Source organism: Thalassospira profundimaris (assembly GCF_003326675.1).
Taxonomy (GTDB): Bacteria; Pseudomonadota; Alphaproteobacteria; order Rhodospirillales; family Thalassospiraceae; genus Thalassospira; species Thalassospira aquimaris.
This window is the reverse complement of the sequence record NZ_JPWF01000005.1, coordinates 73,190-97,816: the sequence shown is the minus strand read 5'-3', so window position 1 is coordinate 97,816 and position 24,627 is coordinate 73,190. Positions and strand designations below refer to the sequence as shown.

Below are 24,627 nucleotides of genomic sequence, written 5' to 3'. Positions count from 1 at the left end.
GCGGGGTGTCCCGGTGGAGTGCTTGCGATGTGGCCGCACTGTGCCACCTATCCCTGCATACCTCCGTTTGGCCTTTGCCCCCATTTGATTGGGGCTTTTGATGTCAGCAACTGTTGAAATGGAACGGCCTGCCGTTCCCGAACCGGCACTAAATTCACACAATGGCTTTCAGGTGATCCGACGCAACGGATCGGTCACATCCTTTGACCCTGCCAAAATCAAGGCGGCCCTGACCAAGGCCTTTCTTGCGGCAGAGGGCGAAACCGCGTCGGGATCACATCGTGTACATGATATTGTCGATGGATTGGCCGATCAGGTGACAACCACCCTGTTAAAACGGGTTGCACCGGGCCGCACCCTTCAGATCGAAGATATTCAGGATCAGGTGGAACTGGCCCTGATGCGCAGCGAACATCACAAGGTCGCGCGCGCCTATGTTCTCTATCGCGAAGATCGCGCGCGTGAACGTACCAAACTTGACGCCCGCAAGAAAAAGAAAAAGGCCGATATCCCTGACCTTCACGTCACCCTGCCAGATGGAAGCAAAACCCCGCTTGATTTTGACCGTCTTGCGACCGTCATCGCCGAGGCCTGTGCAGACCTTGATGGTGTCACCCCCGCCCCGATCATGGAAGAAACACGTCGCAATCTTTATGACGGTGTCACAACCGGCGAGCTCGCCCTTGCCCCGATAATGGCCGCCAGAACACTGGTTGAGCGCGAACCGAATTATGCCTTTGTCAGTGCCCGCCTGTTGCTTGATAAACTGCGCGCCGAGGCATTGAGCTTTGTTTCAGGTCGTCAGGAACAAGCCACCCAGGCTGAAATGGGCAAACGATACGCAACCTATTTCCCCGCCGCCCTTAAAGCCGGAATCGAAGCTGGTTTGATCGATGGGGAACTTGCAAAGTTTGATCTGAAAAAGATTGCATCTGCGATTAAGCCCGAACGTGATCTGAATTTCCAGTATCTGGGGCTTCAGACCCTTTATGACCGTTACTTCCTGCATGTCAAAGGGGCACGCTTTGAATTGCCACAGGCCTTTTTCATGCGGGTTGCCATGGGTCTTGCCATCCGCGAAATCGACCGCGAAGCCAAGGCAATCGAATTTTATGATCAGCTTTCCACGTTTGTTTTCATGGCATCGACCCCGACCCTGTTCAACGCCGGAACATGCCGCCCGCAACTGTCTTCCTGCTTCCTGACCACGGTGCCCGATGACCTTGATGGCATTTTTAAATCGGTCAAGGACAACGCGCTTTTGGCGAAATATTCCGGTGGTCTTGGCAATGACTGGACCCCCGTGCGTGGTCTTGGCGCGCATATCAAGGGCACGAATGGCCAAAGTCAGGGGGTGGTTCCGTTCCTGAAAGTCGCCAATGACACGGCCATTGCGGTCAATCAGGGTGGCAAGCGCAAAGGGGCTGTCTGTGCCTATCTTGAAACGTGGCACATCGACATCGAAGAGTTCCTTGATCTGCGCAAGAACACGGGCGACGACCGCCGCCGAACGCACGATATGAACACGGCCAATTGGGTGCCGGACCTGTTCATGGAACGGGTGATGGCAGATGGCCCATGGACCCTGTTTTCCCCCGATGACACGCCGGACTTGCATGATCTTTATGGTGCAAAGTTCAAAACCGCGTACGAGGCATATGAAGCCAAGGCCAATAGCGGACAGATTTCCAATTTCAAAACCGTGCGCGCGATTGATCTGTGGCGACGGATGTTGACCATGTTGTTTGAAACCGGTCACCCGTGGATCACGTTTAAGGACCCGTGCAATATCCGGTCCCCGCAACAGCATCGCGGCGTGGTGCATTCATCAAACCTGTGCACGGAAATCACGCTGAATACGTCGGCGGACGAGGTGGCCGTCTGTAATCTTGGCTCGATCAACCTTCTGGCCCATGTCACTGAAAACGGCCTTGATCACGACAAGCTGGCGCAAACGGTCAAAACCGCAATGCGGATGCTTGATAACGTGATCGATATCAACTTCTACACCATCCCGGAGGCACGCTATTCCAACCTGCGCCATCGTCCGGTTGGTCTTGGCCTGATGGGTTTTCAGGATGCGTTACAGAAACTGAAAATCGCTTATGCCTCGTCTGAGGCCATCGCATTTGCCGATGAAAGCATGGAAGCCATTTCCTTCCACGCCATTTCCGCATCCGTTGATCTGGCGGCCGAGCGCGGCCGGTATGAAAGCTTTGACGGGTCGCTTTGGTCAAAGGGCATCCTGCCAATTGACTCGCTTGACCTGCTTGCCGACGTTCGTTCGGAATTCACTGTCGACCGAAGCCATCGCCTCGACTGGGGTGGTCTGCGCGAACGGGTCATAACCACTGGAATGCGCAATTCCAACACCATGGCGATTGCCCCGACTGCGACGATTTCCAACATCTGCGGTGTCAGTCAATCGATTGAACCGGCCTATCGCAACCTGTTTGTGAAATCAAACATGTCGGGTGATTTCACGGTGGTCAATGCCGCCCTTGTCCATGACCTTAAAGAACGTGGTCTTTGGGACGAGGTGATGATTTCCGACCTGAAATATTATGACGGCAGTATCGGCCAGATTGATCGCATTCCCGATGACCTGAAGGCACTTTATGCGACCGCGTTTGAACTTGATTCTTCATGGTTGATCGAGGCGGCATCACGGCGTCAAAAGTGGCTTGATCAGGCGCAATCTCTGAACCTTTATATTGCCAATCCGTCTGGCAAGAAGCTTGATGATCTGTATCGTCTGGCATGGTTGCGCGGGCTTAAAACCACCTATTACCTGCGATCAAGTGCCGCAACCCATGTCGAGAAATCGACACTTAAAGGCACAGATGGCCGACTGAATGCTGTGGGGAATACCCCGCAGACAGCAAGCTCTGACCTGTCGCCAGTTGCTGCTACCCCACCAGCACCAACGCCCGACGTCAGCAATCGCCCATCCGCCGTCATTGACGCAACCCCCGCATCCGATGCGATTACCGGCGGGGAAGTCTGGGGCAAGGCCTGTTCCCTTGATGATCCCGACTGCGAAGCCTGCCAGTAACCAGAAACCGGAATGAAAACCATGCTTGACTGGATTGAAAACGACACCCCCTCTGCGTCCACCAACGCAACCGACGCCGCGGCTTCATCAGACACCGGCAATGGCACCGCTGATGCCACCGGCCTTGGCGAAATCGACCGTTTTGGCGGTCGCGTCACGGTCAGCGACAAGGCAATGATCAATTCGCGGGCCGATGTGAATCAGCTTCTGCCGCTGAAATATGGTTGGGCCTGGGACAAGTACCTTGCGGGCTGCAACAATCACTGGATGCCGACCGAGGTTTCCATGCAGGCCGACATCGCACTTTGGAAATCACGCGATGGTCTGACCGATGATGAACGCCGGATGCTTAAACGCAATCTGGGTTTCTTTGCTGCATCCGAAAGCCTTGTGGCAAACAACATTGTTCTGGCAATTTATCGTCATCTGACCAACCCGGAATGCCGTCAATATCTTCTGCGACAGGCCTTCGAGGAAGCCGTTCACACCCATACGTTCCAGTATATCGTTGAAAGCCTTGGCCTTGATGAGGGCGAGCTTTTCAACATGTATCGCGAAGTTCCATCGATTACCGACAAGGCCGCATGGGCGCTGCATTATACCCGCCACCTTGATGATCCGAATTTTGCCACCGGCACGCCCGAACGCGATCAGGATTTCCTGCGCGATCTGGTGGCGTTCTATGTCGTGTTTGAAGGCATGTGGTTCTATACCGGCTTTGCGCAAATCCTGTCACTTGGCCGTCGCAACAAGATGCTTGGTATTGCCGAGCAATATCAGTACATCCTGCGAGACGAGAGCATCCATCTCAATTTCGGGATCGATGTCATCAATCAGATCAAGGCGGAAAACCCGCATCTCTGGACCGCAGAATTTCAGGAAGAAATTCGCGCCATGTTGCGCGACGCCGCCGAACTGGAGGCCGCCTATGGGCGCGACACCATGCCCAACGGTTTCCTGGGCCTGAATGCCCAGCTATGTGAGCAATATATGCATTTCATCGCCAACCGTCGTTGTGGGCAGCTTGGCCTTGCCCCGGTCTTTGCCGAGGTCGAAAACCCGTTCCCCTGGATGTCAGAGGCCATGGATTTGAAAAAGGAAAAGAACTTCTTTGAAACCCGGGTAATTGAATATCAGAACGGCGGCGCGCTGAGCTGGGATTAACGTTCAATCACTGTAAATCGACACAAAAAATGGCTGGGAACATTCGTTTCCAGCCATTTGCTTTGGTCCGTTGTGCGACTGGCGGCCTATCGGCCCATTGCAGCAATTTCACCACCGGCATTCGAGACCGGAATATCATGTTGTCCGGCACGTTTGGCGCGGCCGGTGTGCCAGAATTCAGGATCCTCGGTATAGCCGCTATATTCATCAAGATGGATGTCTTCGGGCGGTTCAGGATGGATCGTGATATCCAGATCAGGGTATTCCGAACGGATGCTGTCCATCACCTGATGACAAATGGTGTGTGCTTCGCGCATCAACATTCCGCCATCCATAATCAGCTCGATCTCGGCAAAGCGATGCACGCCCGACGACCGGGTCCGCAGTCGGTGAATGCCGATGACCGAGGCATTTTTCATCGTCAGTTCAATGATACGCTGGCTGTCCGAATCCGGAAGTTCCGCATCCATCAGAACCTTGACCGAGTTGCGGCCAACCTTGACGGCGGAATAAAGCAGGAAGCCAGCCACCAGCGCACCAATCGCCGGATCGGCCCAGTTAAAGCCCGACACACCGGCCAGCAGGGCAACAATTACCGCAAGGTTTGCCAGAATATCGCTGCTGTAATGCATGGAGTCGGCATCAACCGCCAGCGAACCTGACATGCGAACGGCCTTGCGCTGCAACAGCACCAAGCCAATCGTCATCACCAGTGAAACCGCCATAATCCACACGCCTTCAACGGCAAAGGAAATGGCTTTGGGTTCGTTGATGCGTGATGCAGCCTCTGCCAGCACCAGAACAGCCGCCCCGATCATAAAGGCGGACTGGAAAAGACCTGCAAGCGGTTCGGCCTTGCCATGACCAAAACGGTGATCATGATCGGCCGGACGCCAGGCAGACCGCACAGCCATGAAGTTGATCACAGACGTACCAACATCAAGCATACTATCAATCATGGAGGAAAGGAGGCTTACGGAATCGGTCAGAAACCAGCCAACAGCCTTGATGATAATCAGGGTCGTAGCAATGATAATGGAGGCCGTCGTTGCACGACGCGCCCACATTTCTTTCTGCGCTATGTCAATGACGGGACATTGACTCATACGTTGTTAACCTCTGGCCTACCAATCTGCCACCTGACAGCGGTTTTATAGCCTGTTTGAGCATAATATGTAATGACTATTGCCATATTTTCGCCCAGCGTTGTGCAGCAAATAGCGCATATTTGATATTCCGCAAGGTTTCCAAGCCTGTTTTAAGGGATTATATCTCGCAACAAGGCACATAAGAGAAAGCCATAGGCTACCCATGATTGTAGAGATCGGACACTACGCCCTGATACTGTCGCTTGTTGTGGCTCTGGCCCAGGCGACATTGCCATTTTTGGCTGCATCTCGCAGGGATCCTGTACTTTTGGCCGTTGCACCGCGACTGGCCATTACCTGTTTTGCATTGGTCGGCACCAGCTTTATTGCGCTGACCTATGCCTATGTGACGTCCGATTTCTCGGTTCTGAACGTTCTATCAAACAGCCACACATCCAAACCGATGATCTATAAGATCACCGGGGTCTGGGCCAATCACGAAGGGTCCATGTTGCTTTGGGTGATGATCCTGACGCTGTTTGGCGGGGCGGTTGCCGCATTTGGCCGGAATTTGCCACCGTCACTTTTGGCCCGTGTAGTCGGAGTCATGGGGCTGATTGCTGTTGGCTTTATTCTGTTTATCATTTTGACATCCAACCCGTTTGAACGCGTGATCAACCCGCCCCTTGATGGCGAGGGGATGAACCCGCTGCTTCAGGATCCGGGCATCGCCATTCATCCGCCCTTCCTGTATCTGGGTTATGTCGGCTTTTCCGTTGCCTTTGCCTTTGCGGTCGCGGCCCTGATTGAAGGCCGGGTCGATCCGGCATGGGCCCGCTGGGTTCGTCCTTGGACGCTGGCGGCCTGGGTGTTTCTGACCGCCGGTATCGGGCTTGGTTCCTGGTGGGCCTATTACGAGCTTGGCTGGGGCGGCTGGTGGTTCTGGGACCCGGTGGAAAACGCATCATTCATGCCATGGCTTGCCGGTACCGCACTTTTGCATTCCGCGATTGTTGTTGAAAAACGTGACGCACTTAAAAGCTGGACGATCTTTTTGGCGATCCTGGCCTTTTCGTTCTCGCTTCTTGGGACGTTCCTTGTGCGGTCCGGCGCACTGACATCGGTTCATGCCTTTGCAACCGACCCGACACGCGGCGTGTTTATTCTGTTCTTGCTGTTCATCGCGGTTGGCGGATCGCTGGCACTTTATGCATGGCGTGCCCCGACCCTTAAGGGCGGCGGTTTGTTCCAGCCGATTTCACGCGAAGGCGCGCTTGTTTTCAACAATGTGTTGCTGTCGATTGCCGCTGCGATGGTGTTGCTTGGCACGCTTTATCCGCTGTTGCTGGAAACCGTAACCGGCGAGAAAATCTCGGTCGGCGAGCCGTTCTTTAATGCAACCTTTGTCCCGATCATGACCCCGGTCATCATTGCCATGGCATTTGGTCCGCTGATGCCGTGGAAACGCGCCGACCTTATGGGTGTGTTTAACAAACTTCGGATCGCGCTGGCGGCAACCGTGGTGATTGTGCTGATTACCTTGTGGCTGTCGGGTGGACCGGCCTTTGCCCTGTTTGGTATGGGTCTGGCGACATGGTTGCTGGTCGGATCGATCATTGAATGGGCGGGGCGGATCAAACTGTTCCGCGAACCGTTTGGCACCAGTTTGCGCCGGATGCGCAATCTTCCGCGCTCGGCGCATGGGACGATGTTGGCCCATGCCGGTGTGGCGATTGTGGTTGCCGGGATTACCGGATCACAGGCATGGACCGACGAAGCCGTTCAATCGCTTGGCATCGGGGAAAGTGCCCATATTGCCGATCATACCTTTACCCTGTCTGATATCCGCGAATATCAGGGGCCGAACTTTGTCGCCCGTGAAGCCACGATTACCATCACGACACCGGGTGAACGCACTGTCATTCTGACACCTGAAAAACGTGTTTATACCGTCGAAGGCATGCCGACCACCGAGGCCGGAATTCAATCGAGCTTTACCGGCGATATCTATGCCGTGATCGGTGATCAGGATGAAAGCGGCAAGTGGATCACGCGTTTCTATGTCAAACCGATGATCCCATGGATGTGGGCAGGCGGTTTGATCATGGTATTTGGCGGCCTGATGTCGCTTTCGGATCGACGTTACCGGATCGGGGCACCTACCCGTTCGCAGAAATCAGCGGCCAAGGCCGTTCCCGCAGAATAAGCGTCAGGAACAGGATACCTTCATGACCATCTGGATTGTTCTTGCCGCCATTACGCTTCTTGTTGCGGGCTTTATTCTTTGGCCGTTGGTGCAAAAGCGCCCCGTATCAGGAAATGACGCCATACCGCAAGACGACACCGATATCGAGATTGATCATGATCTTGCGGTTTATCGCGATCAGCTAAGCGAGATCGAGCGTGATATCGAACGCGGCGTTCTGAGCGCCGAACAGGCCAATGCCGCCAGGATCGAAGTCCAGCGCCGTATCCTCAATGCCGATCAGCGCATCCGCAGCAAGTCCGAACATCTTCCTGTGATTGCCAAGACCTCACCACTTCGGACAGTATCGGCGATTGCAGTTGTCGTATTTTTGCTTGGCGGCCTTGGCCTTTATCTTGATCTTGGCCGACCGGATCTTCCTGATCGTCCGATTGCCAGCCGTGCCGAAGAAATCGCGGCCATTCAGCATGCCCAGTCGGTGAACAGTGACCGGATCGATGTTCTTAACCGTGCGGTCAGTGATCTTTCGCAAAAACTGATCCAGGACCCGACCAATCTTAAGGGATGGGAACTGCTTGGTGCCAGCCTGATGGCGCTTGGTCGCCCGGTCGAAGCACAGACTGCCTTCCTTGAGGCCATCAAACTTTCGGACCGTGATGGTGATTATCTTGCCATGTATGCCGAAAGCCTGATTCGCGGTGACAATGGCCAGATCAATGCCACGGCACGCGGTGTCCTTAAAGAAGCCGCAACATCAAACAGCACCGACCCGCGCATCCAATATTACCTTGGCCTGTCGGATGCACAGGACGGCAATATTGCAGCTGCGGTTGATCGCTGGATTGCACTTGTCAATGATGCGCCAGGCGATGCCAGCTGGGTTCCGATGGTGGTTGCCCGGATCACTGATGCGGCCCTTGCCCAAGGGATTGATATCGAGGGGCGCCTTAATGTCGCCAAAGCCCCGCAAATGCGCGGCCCGAGTGATCAGGACGTTGCCAACGCCCAGCAGATGACACCCGAAGAACGCCAGGAAATGATCAATTCAATGGTCGACGGTCTAGCAGAGCGTCTTGAAAGCGAACCCAATGATCCTGATGGCTGGGCCCGCTTGATGCAGGCCTATATGGTTCTGGGCAAGACTGACGATGCACAAAATGCCTTGAAAAAGGCATCCGGAGTCTTTGCCGATCAGCCCGAACTGGTTGCCCGATTTGATGCCCTTGCCAAAGAAATCGGAATTATTGCGAATTAGAAGCGATTTCGCTTTTTAGCCCCTTTAAACACCCGATCCGAATTCCCAGATCAGGTTGGCTGCGGCGATGCAGGCGGCAATATAGCTGTGCGCCTGCATCCCTTGCATTCCGCGGCTTTCTCGGGGTTTAGGGACACAAGACCAGTGGCTGTTTCTTCCAAAATATAAAGCCACAAAATTTAACCATCTTCCCCTTTTTCCTGCCCCAAAGTGGCATTATATTCCATACGTAAGGATAATAATTTCTACTTTAACAGACCCTTATTGGATTGATTTTCGTGTCAAAGTATGAGAACCAGTCTTAAGGGTAGCTAATTTAGAAACTTGCTATTCGTCTATATGGGGGTGCGCTTTGGATGGTTGGGGGACCATTGAACTTTTTATTCTTATAATTCAAAGAGTTTAACAAAGCAGGAAAACAGGGAGGGGGTATAGTATAAATACCCACCTGAATGGATAATGGGTGCAATGTCTGCTCACGGTAATGGCATAACAAACAATCTGTTGTTGATCGAAGACAACCCGGGTGATGCACGTCTTGTTCGTGAAGCTCTGCGCGAATTCAAACGTCCAGTCGAACTTCATCACGTCAAGGATGCGATGACGGCCTTGCAGTTCCTCCAGCAGGATGGCCCATACCGCAATGCACCGCGTCCGCGCTTGATCCTGCTTGATCTGAATATGCCGCGCAAAGACGGGCGCGAGATGCTGCGCGATATTCGCAATGATCCCAATTCTGCATCCATCCCGGTAATAGTCCTGACGACATCGGGTGCCGATCACGATGTTGATCTTTGCTATGCGGCCGGCGCAAACTGTTATTTGCGCAAACCTGTTGATGTGACAGAATTCATCGATCTGATGAAAATGATCGAATCTTTCTGGCTGGGGCTGGCTTTAACCCCGACACCGTAACCCACCTTCCGATACGAGATGCGCATGTCCGGCCTGACAACATCACAATCCGGAATGCGGCATTATGTTGCGGGCCTGTCCTTTGCACTGCGCTTGCTTCGCAAACCCGGCATTCCGATCTGGGCGCTGTTTGCCACGCTTGTTTTTGCCATCACCACCCTGACCCTGACGGTGAGCCTTACCCATTCAGTGCGCGATGCCCTTCGTCAATCTGCCGAACAGACGATTGGCGGGGATATATCCCTGCGCCTTTTTCATCGACCGCCTTCTGCACCTGAACTCGATTTCCTGAAGACGTTCGGCACACTAAGCGTCAGTGCAGAACAACGGATCATGGTCCGATCAAATTCCGAAGACGCCGGAATTTTGTCGGAGTTAAAGGCAATTGACCGGAACTATCCGTTATTTGGCGATCTTTCCCTAACAGACGGCATCGCAATTCAAGATGCTCTTGCCGTTCAGGACGGCATGCCCGGTGCAGTCGTCGACCAAACACTTCTGGATCAAAGCGGCCTGACGCTTGGCGACGAAACCACCATCGGCAACCAGCCCTATCAGATCCGGGCGGTCCTTTTGGCGGAACCCGAACGCAAGTTTCGCCTGTTTTCGCTTGGCCCGCGTGTTTTGGTTGGCCTTGCCCCTTATCAGGCAAATCTTCTGTCCTCATCGGGCAAGCAGATTTACTGGTATAGTCGGCTAAAACGTCCAAATGATGCGCCATTTTCCAACGACCAGATCATCGCAAAGATCGAACAGAAATTTCCTGATAGTGGCTGGCGCATCGTCAATGCCGCTGATGGCATTCCCGGCATTGAACGCATTGGTGAATTTGCATCGGCCTTTGTCAGTCTGACTGGCATTGCGATTTTCGCCATCACAATGACCGCGATCAGTAATGCATTGCGTGCGGACCTTACCGCCCGACAGCAACAATTTGCCATATTGCGCAGCATCGGCACCCGCCCAGCCCAGTTGCGCTTTGCCATTGCCTGCCAGATCACGCTGATTACCTTGGCTGCAATGATCACGTCATCGGCCCTTGCCCTTGTCATCCTGCATGCAGTTTCTCCAACGCTGACCGTACAGCTTGGCATCGACATTGCCCCGTCGCTGACCGACCGCATGTTGATCACAGGGTTTGTTGCCTGTTTCGTTTCCCTGATCGCAATTCATCCGGTTCGCGAAGCGTGCGCGACCAGCCCGGCAACCCTGTTCCGTCATCAGGCGACCAAAACCGGTCTTGAACAATCACCACCAAACGCCCGCACCTGGCGCCGATATCTGTTGCCGGTTTTTCTTTGCATCGCCGCAACGGGCTTCGCTGTCAGGATGATTGATCTTGGCTGGTTTGCCCTTGTCCTGATCGTCATACTCGGTTTTTGCGTTGCGGGCTTTACCGGCTTGGGCCTTCTGATCCGCAAAGCAGCCGATATCCTTGCTACGAGGTACAAAGCAGCGCCTGCGACCCGCCTTGCCCTTCGCAACATTGCACGAAAAAGTTCTCCCACGGTTACAATTACTGCCTCATTCGGACTGGCTGTCAGTTGCCTGTTTGCGGTGATCCTGTTCGGAACCATTGCAGGTCACCATTTGAAATCTGTGTTGCCCGCGACAGCACCCGACCTTGTCTTCTTTGACCTGCCGCCCGATCAAAGTAATGCGTTCCGGGCAGCGGCCCTTGCAGACCCGGCAGTCCAGTCCATCAACCAGATGCCGTTTCTCCATGGGCGGGTTACCCGGATTAATGACATTCCAACCCATCTTGCCGATATTCCGCGGCGCTTTGACTGGTTTATCCGGGGGGATCGTGGACTTTCATGGGCTGCCGAGCCAACCGGCGCGATGCAACATAACCCGCTTGTCACCGGGCAATGGTGGGCGTCGGACAGTATCAATGAACAACTGGCATCTCTTGATGTCGAAATTGCCAATGCACTTGGGATCGGCGTCGGGGATCACATCACGGTCAATATTCTCGGCCAGCAAGTCCAAGTCACAATTGCCAACCTGCGCCAGATTGACTGGACGCAGCTTGACCTTGATTTCCCGATGATCCTTTCCCCCATGGACCCGCCATTTGATCATGGCGTGATCAGTGCGGTCAGACTTGTGCAGTCTCCACATGCGGCAGACCCGGTTGCTGAAAGATTGCAAACCCTGTTTCCGGGCACCCCCATGATCAAGGTGCCTGATGTCCTTGATCGATTGTCTGCACTGTTCGATCAGGTTTTGATGGCACTGGTGATCGTGACCGTGTTGGCGACCGTCGGGGCCGTTTTGGTGATTTTGACGGGACTGATTGCGTTGCGAGGACGGGCCACAGGTGATCTTGCCATGCTCCGTGCGCTTGGTATTCAACCAAACCAAATCGCCCGAACAGGGGCACTTGAAACCGGCATCGTCGTGGCGGGCAGCGGAATATGCGGGATGGTTGCCGGTACGTTTATCGCCCTGATTGCTGCGTTTTCGATCGGGTCGGTTAAGGCAGGTGAACTTGCCGCTCTGATCGGTCCGGTCGGACTGGGCAGTTTTGCGGTAATATGCATGATCGGTTTTGGTGGCGGCTGGATGTTGCAGGCATCTTCGCTGCGATCACAGCCGGGCTGGCGCGGCTAGAGCTCGATTGAGGTCACATTCTTATGTGCTAGGGCGCGCTTTGGCTATGCCCGCCATAGCAGAAACTTGCGCCGACAGCTTGGATGACAACAAGCCCCGAGTGCGACGATCTTAACCACGCAACGTAGAATTCATTTGCTTGGCTTATTCGCAGCGAAACAAAAAAGGCCGCCCGGATGAGCGGCCTTTTTAATCATTTTCAACTGACGATCAGTTGGTCAGGGCAGCAATCTGTGCACGGGCAATGTCAAGCGCGCGCTCGGCATTTGCCTTGTCGTGGGCAGTGCTGGCTGCCTTGAGGTCGGCAGTTGCCTGCTCAAGACGTGCCTGTGCTTCGTCAGCTTTCAGATCGGCAACCGGTACCGCTTCTTCTGCCAGAATGGTGCAACGCTCGGGATTAACCTCTGCAACACCACCGGCGACGAAGATACGTTCGGAAACCTTACCACCTGCATAGATGTCGATGACACCCGGACGAATGGTCGAGATCATCGGCGAATGCTTCGGCAGCACGCCAAAATTCCCGTCCGTGCCCGGAACAACGACCATCTCGACCGGCTCTGATTTGAGCAGGGCAGACGGCGAAACAAGTTCCAGTACAGTCGTATCAGTCATGACAATCCTCGCTCCTTAGCCGGAGGGGGACCGAAACTGCCTTAGGCAGCTTCGGCCATCTTCTTGGCTTTTTCGATGGCTTCTTCGATGGTGCCGACCATGTAGAATGCCTGTTCCGGCATGTGGTCGTATTCACCAGCGCAGATCGCTTTGAAAGCCTTGATGGTGTCTTCGAGCTGAACGAATACGCCCGGAGTACCGGTAAAGACTTCTGCAACGTGGAACGGCTGCGAAAGGAAACGCTGGATCTTACGGGCACGTGCCACAACCAGTTTGTCGTCTTCCGAAAGCTCGTCCATGCCGAGGATGGCGATGATGTCCTGAAGACCTTTGTAGGTCTGCAGAATACGCTGAACTTCACGAGCGGTCTCGTAGTGTTCCTTGCCAATCACGCCCGGATCGAGTGCACGCGAGGTGGAATCGAGCGGGTCAACTGCCGGATAGATGCCGAGTTCGGCGATCTGACGGTTCAGCGTGGTGGTTGCATCAAGGTGAGCAAACGAGGTTGCCGGTGCCGGGTCAGTCAAGTCATCGGCCGGAACATAAATTGCCTGAACCGAGGTAATGGAACCTTTTTTGGTCGAGGTAATACGTTCCTGCAGCGCACCCATGTCGGTTGCCAGCGTCGGCTGATAACCCACAGCAGACGGGATACGACCGAGAAGTGCCGACACTTCCGAACCAGCCTGGGTAAAGCGGAAGATGTTATCGACGAAGAACAGAACGTCCTGGCCTTCTTCATCACGGAAGTATTCCGCAAGGGTCAGACCGGTCAGAGCAACACGTGCACGTGCTCCCGGGGGTTCGTTCATCTGGCCATAAACCAGTGCGGCTTTGGATTCGCCTTCCGGATTGATAACGCCCGATTCCATCATCTCGTGATAGAGGTCGTTACCTTCACGGGTACGTTCACCAACACCTGCGAAAACAGAGTAACCGCCGTGGCCTTTGGCAACGTTGTTGATCAGTTCCATGATCAGAACGGTTTTACCAACACCTGCACCACCGAACAGACCGATTTTACCACCTTTGGTGTACGGAGCGATAAGGTCGATGACCTTAATGCCGGTAACCAGAATTTCGGTGTCGGTTGCCTGATCGATGAAGTCAGGTGCTTCACGGTGAATCGGAGCGGTCTTGGTTGCTTTAACCGGACCACGTTCGTCAACCGGCTCACCGATAACGTTCAGAATACGACCAAGGGTTTCCGGACCAACCGGAACCGAGATCGCGTCGCCGGTGTCGACGACTTCCTGACCACGCTGCAGACCTTCGGTGGTGTCCATTGCGATCGTACGAACCGCATTTTCACCAAGGTGCTGTGCAACTTCGAGAACCAGACGCTGACCGTTGTTGTCAACATGCAGCGCGTTCAGAATGGGAGGCAGATCGCCGTCGAATTTAACGTCGACGACGGCGCCCATTACCTGGGAAATTTTCCCCGCCTTCTTGTTCGCCATAGGTATTGTCTCCTGCTCGGACAAAACTATCCGTTAACTTCCTGCGACCCGCTTACAAAGCCTCGGCGCCGGAAATGATTTCAATCAGTTCATTGGTGATCTGAGCCTGACGTGAGCGGTTGTACTGGATGCTCAGTCGGTCGATCATGTCGCCGGCATTGCGGGTTGCGTTATCCATCGCGGACATACGCGCACCGTGCTCGGATGCGCTGCTTTCAAGCATTGCACCGAAGATCTGGACGCCAACGTTACGCGGCAGCAAATCAGCCAAGATGGCTTCTTCGGACGGTTCGTAATCGTAAACCGCAGAAGTACCAGCAGCTTCTTCCTGCTCAGCAGCTTCTTCACCCACGAACGGGATCAGCTGTTGTGCTGTTGCCACCTGCGAAATCGCGGACACGAACTTGTTGTAGAAGATCGTGCAGACGTCGAATTCGCCTTCGTCATACAGCGCCAGAACTTTATCGCCAACTTCGGAAGCAGAAGAGAAATCAATGCCCTTCTTGCCTTCGATGCCGGTATACCGGGCGACAATATTGTCACCAAATTCACGCTTGAGCGCATCTGCGCCTTTGCGGCCAACACAGATCAGCTTCACAGTCTTGCCTTCGGCAGCAAGTGCCTTGGCTTTCAGACGGGTCGCTTTGACGATCGATGCGTTGAAACCACCGCAAAGGCCACGGTCAGCGGTGAAGACAACGAGCAGATGCACATTGTCTTTACCCGTACCGGCCAGAAGCTTTGGAGCGCCTTCATTGCTACCGACGGCGGTTGCAAGACGACCCAGCATTGTCCCCATGCGTTCAGCATAGGGACGGGCTGCTTCGGCTGCATCCTGTGCACGACGGAGCTTGGAGGCTGCCACCATCTTCATCGCCGAGGTAATCTTCCTCGTCGATTTGACGCTGGCAATGCGCGAGCGCAGATCCTTCAAACTAGCCATTGCGTTTCCTCCTTCGCCTAAGTTTCAGTCTTACGCGAAGGTTTTCGCGAACTTGTCGAGGAACGCTTTAAGCTTGGTTTCGCTGTCAGCCGACAGAACCTTCTCGGTGCGGATCGCGTCGAGGATGTCAGCACCAGCGGAACGGATTTCCGACAGGAACTGGTCTTCGAATGCGCGAACTTTGTTCACCGGAATACCGTCGAGGTAACCTTTAACACCAGCATAGATCACAACGACCTGCTCTTCGACTTTAAGCGGCGAGTACTGCGGCTGCTTGAGCAGCTCGGTCAGACGTGCGCCACGTGCCAGAAGTTTCTGGGTCGCCGGATCAAGATCCGATGCGAACTGTGCGAATGCTTCCATCTCACGATACTGAGCGAGTTCCAGCTTGATTGAGCCAGCAACCTGCTTCATCGCTTTGATCTGTGCGGACGAACCAACACGGGAAACCGACAGACCAACGTTCACAGCCGGGCGTACGCCTTTGTAGAACAGGTCGGTTTCAAGGAAGATCTGACCGTCGGTGATCGAGATCACGTTGGTCGGAATAAACGCGGAAACGTCGTTACCCTGGGTTTCGATAACCGGCAGAGCGGTCAGCGAGCCAGCGCCGTTTTCGTCATTCATCTTCGCAGCACGTTCCAGCAGACGGGAGTGCAGATAGAAGACGTCACCCGGGAATGCTTCACGTCCCGGCGGACGGCGAAGCAGAAGGGACATCTGACGATATGCAACTGCCTGTTTGGACAGATCATCATAGAAGATGGTTGCGTGCATGCCGTTGTCACGGAAGTACTCGCCCATTGCGCAAGCAACGAACGGTGCAAGGAACTGCATCGGCGCCGGGTCGGACGCGGTAGCTGCAACAACGATGGTGTTTTCCATCGCGCCGCGCTCTTCGAGAACCTTAACAACCTGTGCAACGGTCGAACGTTTCTGACCAACTGCAACATAGATGGAGAACATCTTGTCGCTGTCGGTTTTCGCTGCATCGTTCACCGGCTTCTGGTTCAGAATGGTGTCAACGATGATGGCGGTTTTACCGGTCTGACGGTCACCAATGATCAGCTCGCGCTGGCCACGGCCAATCGGGATCAGGGAGTCAATCGACTTGATACCGGTCTGTACCGGCTCGTGAACCGACTTACGCGGGATGATGCCCGGTGCCTTGACGTCGGCAAGGCGACGTTCGGAGGTACCAAGATCGCCTTTGCCGTCGATCGGGTTACCCAGTGCGTCTACAACGCGACCGAGAAGTTCTTTACCAACCGGAACGTCAACGATGGCGCCAGTACGTTTAACCTGGTCACCTTCTTTGATCGAACGGTCAGAACCGAAGATAACGACACCAACGTTGTCTTCTTCGAGGTTAAGGGCCATGCCCTTAATGCCACCCGGGAAGTCAACGAGTTCACCAGCCTGAACATTGTCCAGACCGTAAACACGGGCAATACCATCACCGACGGACAGAACCTGACCGACTTCGGCAACTTCGGCTTCAGCGCCAAAATTGGCAATCTGATCCTTAAGAATAGCGGAGATTTCCGCGGCGCGGATTTCCATCACGCAACCCCTTTCATAGCGAGCTCGAGCTTCTGAAGTTTAGTGCGAAGCGAGGCATCAAAAACCCGGGAACCGACCTTGACGACAAGACCGCCAAGAACCGCCGGATCAACTTTAAGGTCCACTTTGACAGTGGCGCCAACAACTTCTTTGAGAGCGCCGGTAACGGCTTCGATTTGCTCTTGTTTCAGCTCGGACGCCGAGGTGACCTGTGCGGTTACTTCGCCATTATGAGCTGAGAGCATGGAAAGGTAGGAATCGATAACACCCGGCAGGGCAAACAGACGACGCTTCTGGGACAGAAGTCCAACGGTCTTCTTGGTCAACTCGGAAACGCCAAGCTTGTCCAGAAGAGCCGCCATCGCCTTGGCCTGCACGTCCCGGGAAATCACGGGACTGCGGAGTACATTCCGGAGGTCATCGCTGTTTGCGATGGCCTGGTCGAGCAATTCAAGATCGCTTTTGACAGCATCGAGCTGCTTGGCCGATTTGGCCAAATCAAAAAGTGCTGTGGCATAGCGCCCTTGGAGCCCGGTCGCGGCAGTATTTTGGGACACCGGTGAAAGCCCTCAATTCTGGTTATGAGAACGACTCGGATACGTATAAAAAAATGGTCTCCCGAAAGGGTCTCCTTCCGGGAAGCGAGCGTTTGGTATCACATGTCCATGGCATGGGCAACCCCCGCGCAAGCGCATTTGGCTGCTCTTTTTCATTCTTTGGCAAAGAAGGGCCAAAACACCGCGAAAACACCCGTATTTAGAGGGGTTGTACGACTATTTTATAAGGCGTGATCCACAACCGCCCGGCACTTTGGGCGTCCTGTCACACTATTTTCGCGACGAATCCCCCGATTTGAATGAGCATTCTTTTCATAAGACCAACCTGAAACAGGTAAAACATCCGCGAAAGTGTAACCGAGTTCACACCAGATCAGGTTTTCCCACCTCAGAACCGGCACATCAGTCTTTATATATGTGACCCCGTGCCATCGCCCTTGGATGACCATTTGCGTGCACGGTTGATCGCCATTTTGGCATCAAGCTCTGCATCGAGATGCAGACCGAACTGGTCAACCAGCCGATAGAGAAGGATCAAAACGTCGGATGCTTCCTTGCCGATCTCGGAGATGTCACGATCTGCAACCGCCTCGCCCAGCTCGGCCATTTCAAGCATGGCCCGATCCCAAAGAGCCTTGGGATCGCTGACCGGGCCAAAGGTTTGTTCTGCCCAGTCACACATAGCTTGTTGGGTTTCGATCCTGGCGGTATTGTTTTTACAATTCTTTTTCACGACAATTTTCTCGCTATAATAATAATGTACGGCCTTAAGCGATGCCTCGTAACCGGACGGCAGGGATGAGAAGACTGACCGACACAGCGCCACAAACAAACGCCATCGTTAAAATGGTCCTTGTTTGCCTTGTGCTGTGTGTTGCCCTGTTTACCATTCGTCCCGCAGCCGCCCGAACATTGATCATCGAATGCCTGACCGAGCCACCTTTGAAATGGTCATCGAACAATACCGCACGCGGCATTGATGTCGACATAATGACCACTGTCCTTCACGAAATGGGCATCACAGATTTTACGTTCCGTTTTGTCGACACCGGTAACCGGCTGCTTCATAACGCGGAACAGGGCAATTCCGATATAATTCTGACCCTGTCGATGAATGACGAGCGCAGCCAGTATCTTCTATATCCCGAAGAAGCGCACCTGTTGCTTGATTGGCGGTTTGCTGTGCGCAAGGAAGACGCCAATCACATCCGGTTTTCAGATTTCTCGGATTTATCCAATGTGCGGATCGGGGCGGCAGCCGGATATTCCTATACAAAGGCCTTCTGGGAATCCGGGCTTGATATCGAAACCGTTGCCCGCAATGACCTTTTGATTCCAATGTTGCTGCAACAGCGCTTTGACGCGGTACCGGTCAATTATCTGAGCACGGTTTTTGAAACTATTCAGTCCGGCGAGCGGGCGAAAATCGCCTTTCTGTATCCGCCGCTTCGCCGGGCCGCCTATTACAATACGTTTGCCCGCGCTTCCGACTATCCGGACAAGGAACGGTTTCTGAGCGAATATGACGGGATCATTCGAAAGATGCGCACAGACGGGCGGCTGCGCGATATCTTTGAACGCTACCTTGGCCCGGACGGACTGGAATGGTGGCAGTCGCAATATTCCCAATAACGACTGCCCAGAAGCTTCAATCAGACGTTACATAAAGCTGTAAGGGTCGATATCGACCTGCACCCGGACACTGCCCGGCGTCTTGACCTTTGACAGCCAGTCATGGATCAGGGCCTGCATTTTAACAGCCTTGTCCGCACGGATCAGAAACCGTCGGCGATAACGCCCGCGCAGCAACGAAAGCGGTGCCGGTGCCGGACCCAAAACCATCAATCCATCGCCACGTGGTGCCGCCCGCCCGATCCGCCAGGCGGCTTCATCAACTTCGTTTTCTTTTTTACCACTTATAATAAGAGCAGCCAGTCGGCCATGTGGCGGCATGCCATGCGTCATGCGCTGGGACAATTCAACCTCGTTAAAGGCATCGCGATCCCCCGCGGCAATCGCCTTGATCACCCGGTTGGCCGGATCGGCGGTTTGCAGAATGACCGTCCCCGGCCTGTCCCCGCGACCTGCACGACCAGCCACTTGGGTCAGCAACTGATAACTGCGTTCGGCGGCCCGCAAATCCCCGCCCGCCAAACCAAGATCGGCATCAACAACCCCGACAAGGGTCAGCATCGGGAAGTGATAACCCTTGGCAAGAATCTGGGTGCCGATCAAAAGATCAACTTCGTGATTATGGACGCGCCTGACCAGATCGGCGGCCGCCTTTGGTCCCATGATGTTGTCGGATGTCGCGACTTCGACCTTGATATCGGGGAAAGTTTCCACCGCCTCTTCGAACAACCTCTCGACACCCGGTCCGCAAGGGGCAAGCTTGCCCTCTGCCCCGCATTCAGGGCAGGCATCGGGGGCCTTGGCCTGATAGCCGCAGTGATGACATTGCAATTTGCCCCAGGCACGGTGTTCTACCAGCCAGGCCGTGCAGTTCGGACACTGGAACCGATGTCCGCAGGCTCGGCACAGGGTCAATGGTGCATACCCCCGCCGGTTCAGGAACAACATCGCCTGTTCGCCATTGGCAAATGTTTCGGCCAGACGTTTTTTCAGGGTCGGCGTGATCCAGCGATTGCGTTCGGGTTTGTCAGAACGGATATCGATGATCTCGACACTTGGCAAAACCGCCGCCCCGTGACGATTACCAAGCTCCACCCGCTGATAACGGCCGGCTTCGACATTGGCCAAAGTTTCCAGTGACGGGGTTGCCGATGCCAAGACAACCGGGATCGATCCAAGATGGGCCCGTGTTACCGCCATATCGCGGGCATGATATATCACGCCGTCTTCCTGCTTGAACGCATGTTCATGTTCTTCGTCGACAACGATCAGACCAAGATCATGATAGGGCAAGAAAAGCGCCGAGCGCGCGCCAACGACAAGGCGTGCAGATCCATCTGCCACCGCACGCCATGTATCGCGGCGTCGCGCCTGTCCGACCTCGGAATGCCAAAGGGCCGGAATCACCCCGAATCGGTCCCGGAATCGCTGCAACCACTGGGCTGACAGGGCAATTTCAGGTAACAGAACCACCACCTGCTTGCCCTGTGCAAGGGCGGCGCGGATGGGTTCAAAATACACCTCGGTCTTGCCCGACCCGGTGATGCCATCCAGAAGCGTACAAGAAAAACCACCGCTTTCGACCCGTGCGCACAGCTCATCGGCGGCCTCGGTCTGTTCATCAGAAAGATCGGGACGGGGAATTTCAAGATCGGGCAAATCAAAGGGGGATGGCGGGGTTACCATCAGCCGTTGCACGGCGCCGGCTTCAACCAATCCCTTGACCACACTGGCCCCGGCGCCGGTTTCGCGCAGGATATCGCCCTGCTCCATCGGCGGATGGGAACCAAGGAACTCCAGAACCCGTTTGCGCGGCGGCGTCATGCGCAAAGACGCGCTGTCAAAATCCGGATTTGCGGTAAATCTGAAAATCGGTTTCGGGGCTTCAAGCGCATCAGGCACACTCATGGCCATGCGCAAAACCGCCCCTTGCGGGGCCATGGTATAGGCCGAAACCCAGTCAACGAACCGGCGGGTTACATCGGCCATCGGCTCGGTCGGCAGGACACCATAAATCTCGCGGAGTTTGGACGACTCGACATCGCCCTTGGCCGGTCCCCAGACAACACCACGCTGGGTTTGACGCCCCAGCGGGATTTCGACGAAATCACCGGGCGCCACAGAAATGCCTTCTGGCACCAGATAATCATACGGGCCCGCCAAAGGCAGCGGCGGCAACACAGAAATCGTCTGTGCGGTTACCTGAAAGGCCGGATCATCAGCAAACAGATTTCCAGATGTGGCCTTTGCGGCACTCATATATTATAAACCCCGTGAGATTGCCTGAAGCGCCGAACCTGTTTGCGGGTTCCGGGCCGTCAGGCAAAGACATAAACGGTCCCACAGCCAAGGGTTAGGTCCCGTCATAAGATGGCTCTGACCCTAGCAGCTAACCGCATCATTGAACAACAGGTCCTAAACAGGAAATCCAATGAAGTTTTTCATCGATACCGCTGACATCGACGCAATCCGCGAACTCGCCATGTCCGGCCTCGTGGACGGTGTCACCACCAACCCGTCGCTGGTAGCAAAAACAGGCCGACCGTTTCTCGAACTGATCAAGGAAATTTGTGAAGTTGTCGATGGACCGGTCAGCGCAGAAGTTGCTGCGACCGATTACGACACCATGGTCGCAGAAGGCCGCAAACTGGCGAAAATTGCTGACAATGTCGTCGTCAAGCTTCCGCTGACGGCTGATGGCCTCAAAGCTTGCCGCACCTTCACCGACGAAGGCATCCAGACCAACGTAACCCTTTGCTTCTCGGTTGGTCAGGCAATCCTGGCTGCCAAAGCCGGCGCAACCTATGTTTCGCCGTTCGTTGGCCGTCTTGATGACATCTCGTCTGATGGCATGCAGCTGATTGCTGACATCGTCGAAGTTTACAACAACTATCCGAACTGGACGACCGAGGTTCTCGTTGCTTCGGCACGCGGTCCGCAGCACGTTGTCGACTCGGCACGCCTTGGCGCAGATGTTGTAACCATTCCGCCGCAGGTTCTTGGCCAACTCACCAAACACCCGCTGACCGACAAAGGTCTTGAGACCTTCCTTGCTGACTGGGAAAAAACCGGTCAGTCGATCCTTTAATTCGGCCTTTTGGCCAAATCGGATCGATAAAACCGCCCTTTGCGCCGGTTTTTAACATGCATTTAACCCGGCTGCCCGCATTGTGGCAGCCGGGTTTATTATTTCTCACTTTTCAAGCCGGAACCGATGGAAAAGACAGCTTTGCGCGCCGACGATGTCGTCAACTACCTTGCCGAGAATCCAGACTTCTTTACGACGCGCCCCGACTTGCTTGAAAGTCTTGAACTTCCGGTGCGTGAACTGGGCAATGGCGTTGCCGACATGCAACAATATGTCGTCGCCCGCCTGCGCGATGAACGCGAAAAGTTGCGCGGCGCGACCAGCGAACTGATCAATATTTCCAAGTCCAACCTTGAAACCCAAAGCCGCATCCATCGTGCGGTTCTGGCATTGCTCAATGCGCGCGGCTTTGAAACCTTTGTCGAAGCTCTTCAGGATCTGGTGCCGGAACTGCTTGATCTTGATGCGATTGCCCTGTGCTTTGAAGAATGCGACGAAGCCCCGGTGCCCAGTTGCGACGGACGGGTGCGCCGTCTCGTGGTCGGTGCGGTTGATCAGGTTCTGGGCGAAGAACAGGATGTCTGGCTATTGCCTGATGATGCCGGGGACGAGGCGATCTTTGGCCCGCGCGCCGAGGATATCCGGTCTGCGGCGATTGTCCGTCTGGCACCGTTTTATGGCGACCCGGTCGGACTTGTTGCCTTTGGCGTCAAGGAACCCGGATATTTCAGTCCGGCACAGGCCAATGACCTGATCATGTTCCTGGCATCGGTGATCGAATTTGGTGTGCGCAGATGGCTGACCCAAACGGTCTGATTGCCCTTACCCTTCCAAGTGACCTGCGCGAAGCCATCACCGACTGGCGGGGATGGCTTTCCAACGAGCGGCGCGCATCAGATCACACCACGGAAAACTATCAGGCCGATCTTTATGCCTTTTTGGGGTTTGTGACCGGGCATCTCGGCGATGTTCCCGATCTTAAAGATTTGCTGCGCCTCAACCCGCGGGATTTTCGAAGCTGGCTGGCCCGGCGTAGCATGGATGGCTTAGCCAAGACATCAACTGCGCGTGCACTTTCATCCCTTCGGAATTTTTACCGATTTCTTGAACGGTCCGGGCGCGGACAAAATGCCGCGGTACAATCCATCCGCAACCCGCGTCTTCCGCAATCTACGCCCAAGCCTTTGGCGCCTGCGGATGCGATGGCGGTTCTTGAAAATGCCGATGCATGGCAGGATGAACCGTGGCTGGGAAAACGCAATATCGCGCTTTTCACCCTGCTTTATGGCTGTGGGCTTCGCATTTCCGAAGCACTGGACTTGAACGCCAATCAGCGCCCGACACGGGATTCGATGGTCATCACTGGCAAAGGCAACAAACAGCGTCTTGTGCCGGTTTTACCCATCGTGCGCGAAGCCATCGAAGATTATGTGCGCGCCTGCCCCTTTGCCCCGGATGGTGATGAACCGCTTTTTGTCGGGGCACGTGGCAAACGGTTGATCGCACAGGTGGCTCAGCGTGAAATGCGCAAGGTTCGCGAACTTTTGAACCTGCCCGATACGGCCACCCCGCACGCGCTGCGCCATTCCTTTGCCACCCATCTTCTGGCCGGTGGCGGGGATTTGCGCACCATTCAGGATTTGCTGGGTCATGCGTCGCTTTCGACGACACAGCGCTATACCGCCGTGGATACCGAACAATTGATGGCGGTTTATAACGGCACCCACCCGCGCGCACGGCGCTAAATTCGGTTGTGCCGGATACTTTGCCACCCGGATCACTTATTTAAGAAAATTTCAGTTCCTCCGACTTGCAGTTCCCCCTTACACTGCGCGCAAATAATTGATCTGCACGGAGGAAAATCATGATTCTGCGTTCCAGCGGCCCATCCCCGTTTGGCCGGAAAGTTAAAATCGCTGCCAAGATTCTTGGGATTTATGACCAGTTGACGGTCGAGATGTCCAACACGGCCGACCCGGAAGATTCCCTGCGTCAGCAGAACCCGCTGGGTAAAATTCCGATCCTGCTTCTTGATGATGGTCGCAAACTTTTTGATTCGCGCGTCATCTGTGAATATCTCGACGCACAGGTTGATGGCGTAACCCTGCATCCGACCGAAAGCGACGCACGCTGGGAAGCACTGACCCTTCAGGCCCTTGGTGATGGCATCATCGATGCCGCCATTCTTCAGGTTTACGAAACCCGCCTGCGTCCCGAGGAAAAACAGTTCGCAGACTGGCTTTCCTATCAGGGTGACAAGGTCAAACGTTCCCTTGATCACCTTGGCAACAACGTCCCGTCGCTTGATGGGGACCTTACCATTGGTCACGTGGCGATTGCCTGTGCGCTTGGTTATCTTGATCTGCGCTTTGATGGTGCATGGCGGGCGACCTATCCGGGTCTTGTGACCTGGCTTGATGCCTTCCGTGCCCGTGTCCCGGCCTTTGACGCCACCAAGTTTGAAGGCTGA

The 24,627-nt window shown here is 54.7% G+C and carries 19 protein-coding genes; 11 read left to right on the top strand and 8 right to left on the bottom strand.

Annotated elements, in window-relative coordinates; genetic code table 11:
* The first annotated feature begins 100 nt into the window (after positions 1-100).
* Both TH19_RS08750 and TH19_RS08745 read left to right on the top strand, forming a co-directional pair.
* The gene (locus TH19_RS08750) at positions 101-3,055 is read left to right on the top strand and encodes a ribonucleoside-diphosphate reductase subunit alpha (protein ID WP_114101965.1); all 2,955 of its coding nucleotides are present in this window, start codon (positions 101-103) and stop codon (positions 3,053-3,055) included.
* A 12-nt stretch (positions 3,056-3,067) separates the two neighbouring features.
* On the top strand, positions 3,068-4,219 hold the full coding sequence (locus TH19_RS08745) for a ribonucleotide-diphosphate reductase subunit beta (protein ID WP_258547878.1): 1,152 nt from the start codon (positions 3,068-3,070) through the stop codon (positions 4,217-4,219).
* Positions 4,220-4,305: 86 nt separating this feature from the next.
* Here the strand turns inward: TH19_RS08745 and TH19_RS08740 are convergent, their stop codons facing one another.
* Positions 4,306-5,325, bottom strand: a complete 1,020-nt coding sequence (locus TH19_RS08740; protein ID WP_114101964.1) for a cation diffusion facilitator family transporter — start codon at positions 5,323-5,325, stop codon at positions 4,306-4,308.
* 205 nt (positions 5,326-5,530) lie between these two features.
* Here TH19_RS08740 and TH19_RS08735 point away from each other — a divergent pair, with 205 nt between their 5' ends.
* The 4 genes from TH19_RS08735 (at position 5,531) to TH19_RS08720 (ending at position 12,299) form a co-directional block, all read left to right on the top strand.
* Complete coding sequence (locus tag TH19_RS08735) at positions 5,531-7,513, top strand: heme lyase CcmF/NrfE family subunit (RefSeq protein ID WP_114101963.1); 1,983 nt, start codon at positions 5,531-5,533, stop codon at positions 7,511-7,513.
* Positions 7,514-7,535: 22 nt separating this feature from the next.
* The gene (gene ccmI, locus TH19_RS08730; RefSeq protein WP_114101962.1) at positions 7,536-8,768 is read left to right on the top strand and encodes a c-type cytochrome biogenesis protein CcmI; all 1,233 of its coding nucleotides are present in this window, start codon (positions 7,536-7,538) and stop codon (positions 8,766-8,768) included.
* Positions 8,769-9,236: 468 nt separating this feature from the next.
* On the top strand, positions 9,237-9,683 hold the full coding sequence (locus tag TH19_RS08725) for a response regulator (protein ID WP_114102170.1): 447 nt from the start codon (positions 9,237-9,239) through the stop codon (positions 9,681-9,683).
* A 24-nt stretch (positions 9,684-9,707) separates the two neighbouring features.
* A complete protein-coding gene (locus TH19_RS08720; protein WP_181846367.1) occupies positions 9,708-12,299 on the top strand; it encodes an ABC transporter permease in 2,592 nt (863 codons plus the stop codon).
* 210 nt (positions 12,300-12,509) lie between these two features.
* Here the strand turns inward: TH19_RS08720 and atpC are convergent, their stop codons facing one another.
* From atpC to TH19_RS08690, 6 genes are all read right to left on the bottom strand, one after another.
* Positions 12,510-12,914, bottom strand: a complete 405-nt coding sequence (gene atpC / locus TH19_RS08715) for an ATP synthase F1 subunit epsilon (protein ID WP_114101960.1) — start codon at positions 12,912-12,914, stop codon at positions 12,510-12,512.
* Positions 12,915-12,955: 41 nt separating this feature from the next.
* Positions 12,956-14,374, bottom strand: coding sequence for a F0F1 ATP synthase subunit beta (atpD, locus tag TH19_RS08710; RefSeq protein WP_114101959.1), 1,419 nt, complete (start codon positions 14,372-14,374; stop codon positions 12,956-12,958).
* A 52-nt stretch (positions 14,375-14,426) separates the two neighbouring features.
* Positions 14,427-15,317 (bottom strand): F0F1 ATP synthase subunit gamma, encoded by an 891-nt coding sequence (locus TH19_RS08705; protein ID WP_114101958.1) that lies wholly within the window; start codon positions 15,315-15,317, stop codon positions 14,427-14,429.
* Between the two features lie 30 nt (positions 15,318-15,347).
* On the bottom strand, positions 15,348-16,880 hold the full coding sequence (atpA, locus tag TH19_RS08700; protein ID WP_114101957.1) for a F0F1 ATP synthase subunit alpha: 1,533 nt from the start codon (positions 16,878-16,880) through the stop codon (positions 15,348-15,350).
* Complete coding sequence (locus TH19_RS08695; RefSeq protein ID WP_114101956.1) at positions 16,880-17,437, bottom strand: F0F1 ATP synthase subunit delta; 558 nt, start codon at positions 17,435-17,437, stop codon at positions 16,880-16,882. The genes atpA and TH19_RS08695 overlap by 1 nt, the downstream gene beginning before the upstream one ends.
* A 409-nt stretch (positions 17,438-17,846) precedes the next feature.
* Entirely contained in the window at positions 17,847-18,170 is a 324-nt protein-coding gene (locus tag TH19_RS08690; RefSeq protein WP_258547877.1) for a nucleotide pyrophosphohydrolase, read from the bottom strand.
* A 65-nt stretch (positions 18,171-18,235) separates the two neighbouring features.
* Here TH19_RS08690 and TH19_RS08685 point away from each other — a divergent pair, with 65 nt between their 5' ends.
* The gene (locus TH19_RS08685) at positions 18,236-19,069 is read left to right on the top strand and encodes a substrate-binding periplasmic protein (RefSeq protein ID WP_114101954.1); all 834 of its coding nucleotides are present in this window, start codon (positions 18,236-18,238) and stop codon (positions 19,067-19,069) included.
* A gap of 27 nt (positions 19,070-19,096) precedes the next feature.
* Here the strand turns inward: TH19_RS08685 and TH19_RS08680 are convergent, their stop codons facing one another.
* A complete protein-coding gene (locus tag TH19_RS08680) occupies positions 19,097-21,328 on the bottom strand; it encodes a primosomal protein N' (protein ID WP_114101953.1) in 2,232 nt (743 codons plus the stop codon).
* A 172-nt stretch (positions 21,329-21,500) separates the two neighbouring features.
* On the opposite strand from TH19_RS08680, the gene fsa reads away from it, so the two are divergent.
* From fsa to TH19_RS08660, 4 genes are all read left to right on the top strand, one after another.
* Positions 21,501-22,157, top strand: coding sequence for a fructose-6-phosphate aldolase (fsa, locus tag TH19_RS08675; protein WP_114101952.1), 657 nt, complete (start codon positions 21,501-21,503; stop codon positions 22,155-22,157).
* A gap of 126 nt (positions 22,158-22,283) precedes the next feature.
* A complete protein-coding gene (locus TH19_RS08670) occupies positions 22,284-22,973 on the top strand; it encodes a DUF484 family protein (RefSeq protein ID WP_114101951.1) in 690 nt (229 codons plus the stop codon).
* The gene (locus tag TH19_RS08665) at positions 22,952-23,902 is read left to right on the top strand and encodes a tyrosine recombinase XerC (protein ID WP_114101950.1); all 951 of its coding nucleotides are present in this window, start codon (positions 22,952-22,954) and stop codon (positions 23,900-23,902) included. The genes TH19_RS08670 and TH19_RS08665 overlap by 22 nt, the downstream gene beginning before the upstream one ends.
* A gap of 119 nt (positions 23,903-24,021) precedes the next feature.
* On the top strand, positions 24,022-24,627 hold the full coding sequence (locus tag TH19_RS08660; RefSeq protein ID WP_114101949.1) for a glutathione S-transferase family protein: 606 nt from the start codon (positions 24,022-24,024) through the stop codon (positions 24,625-24,627).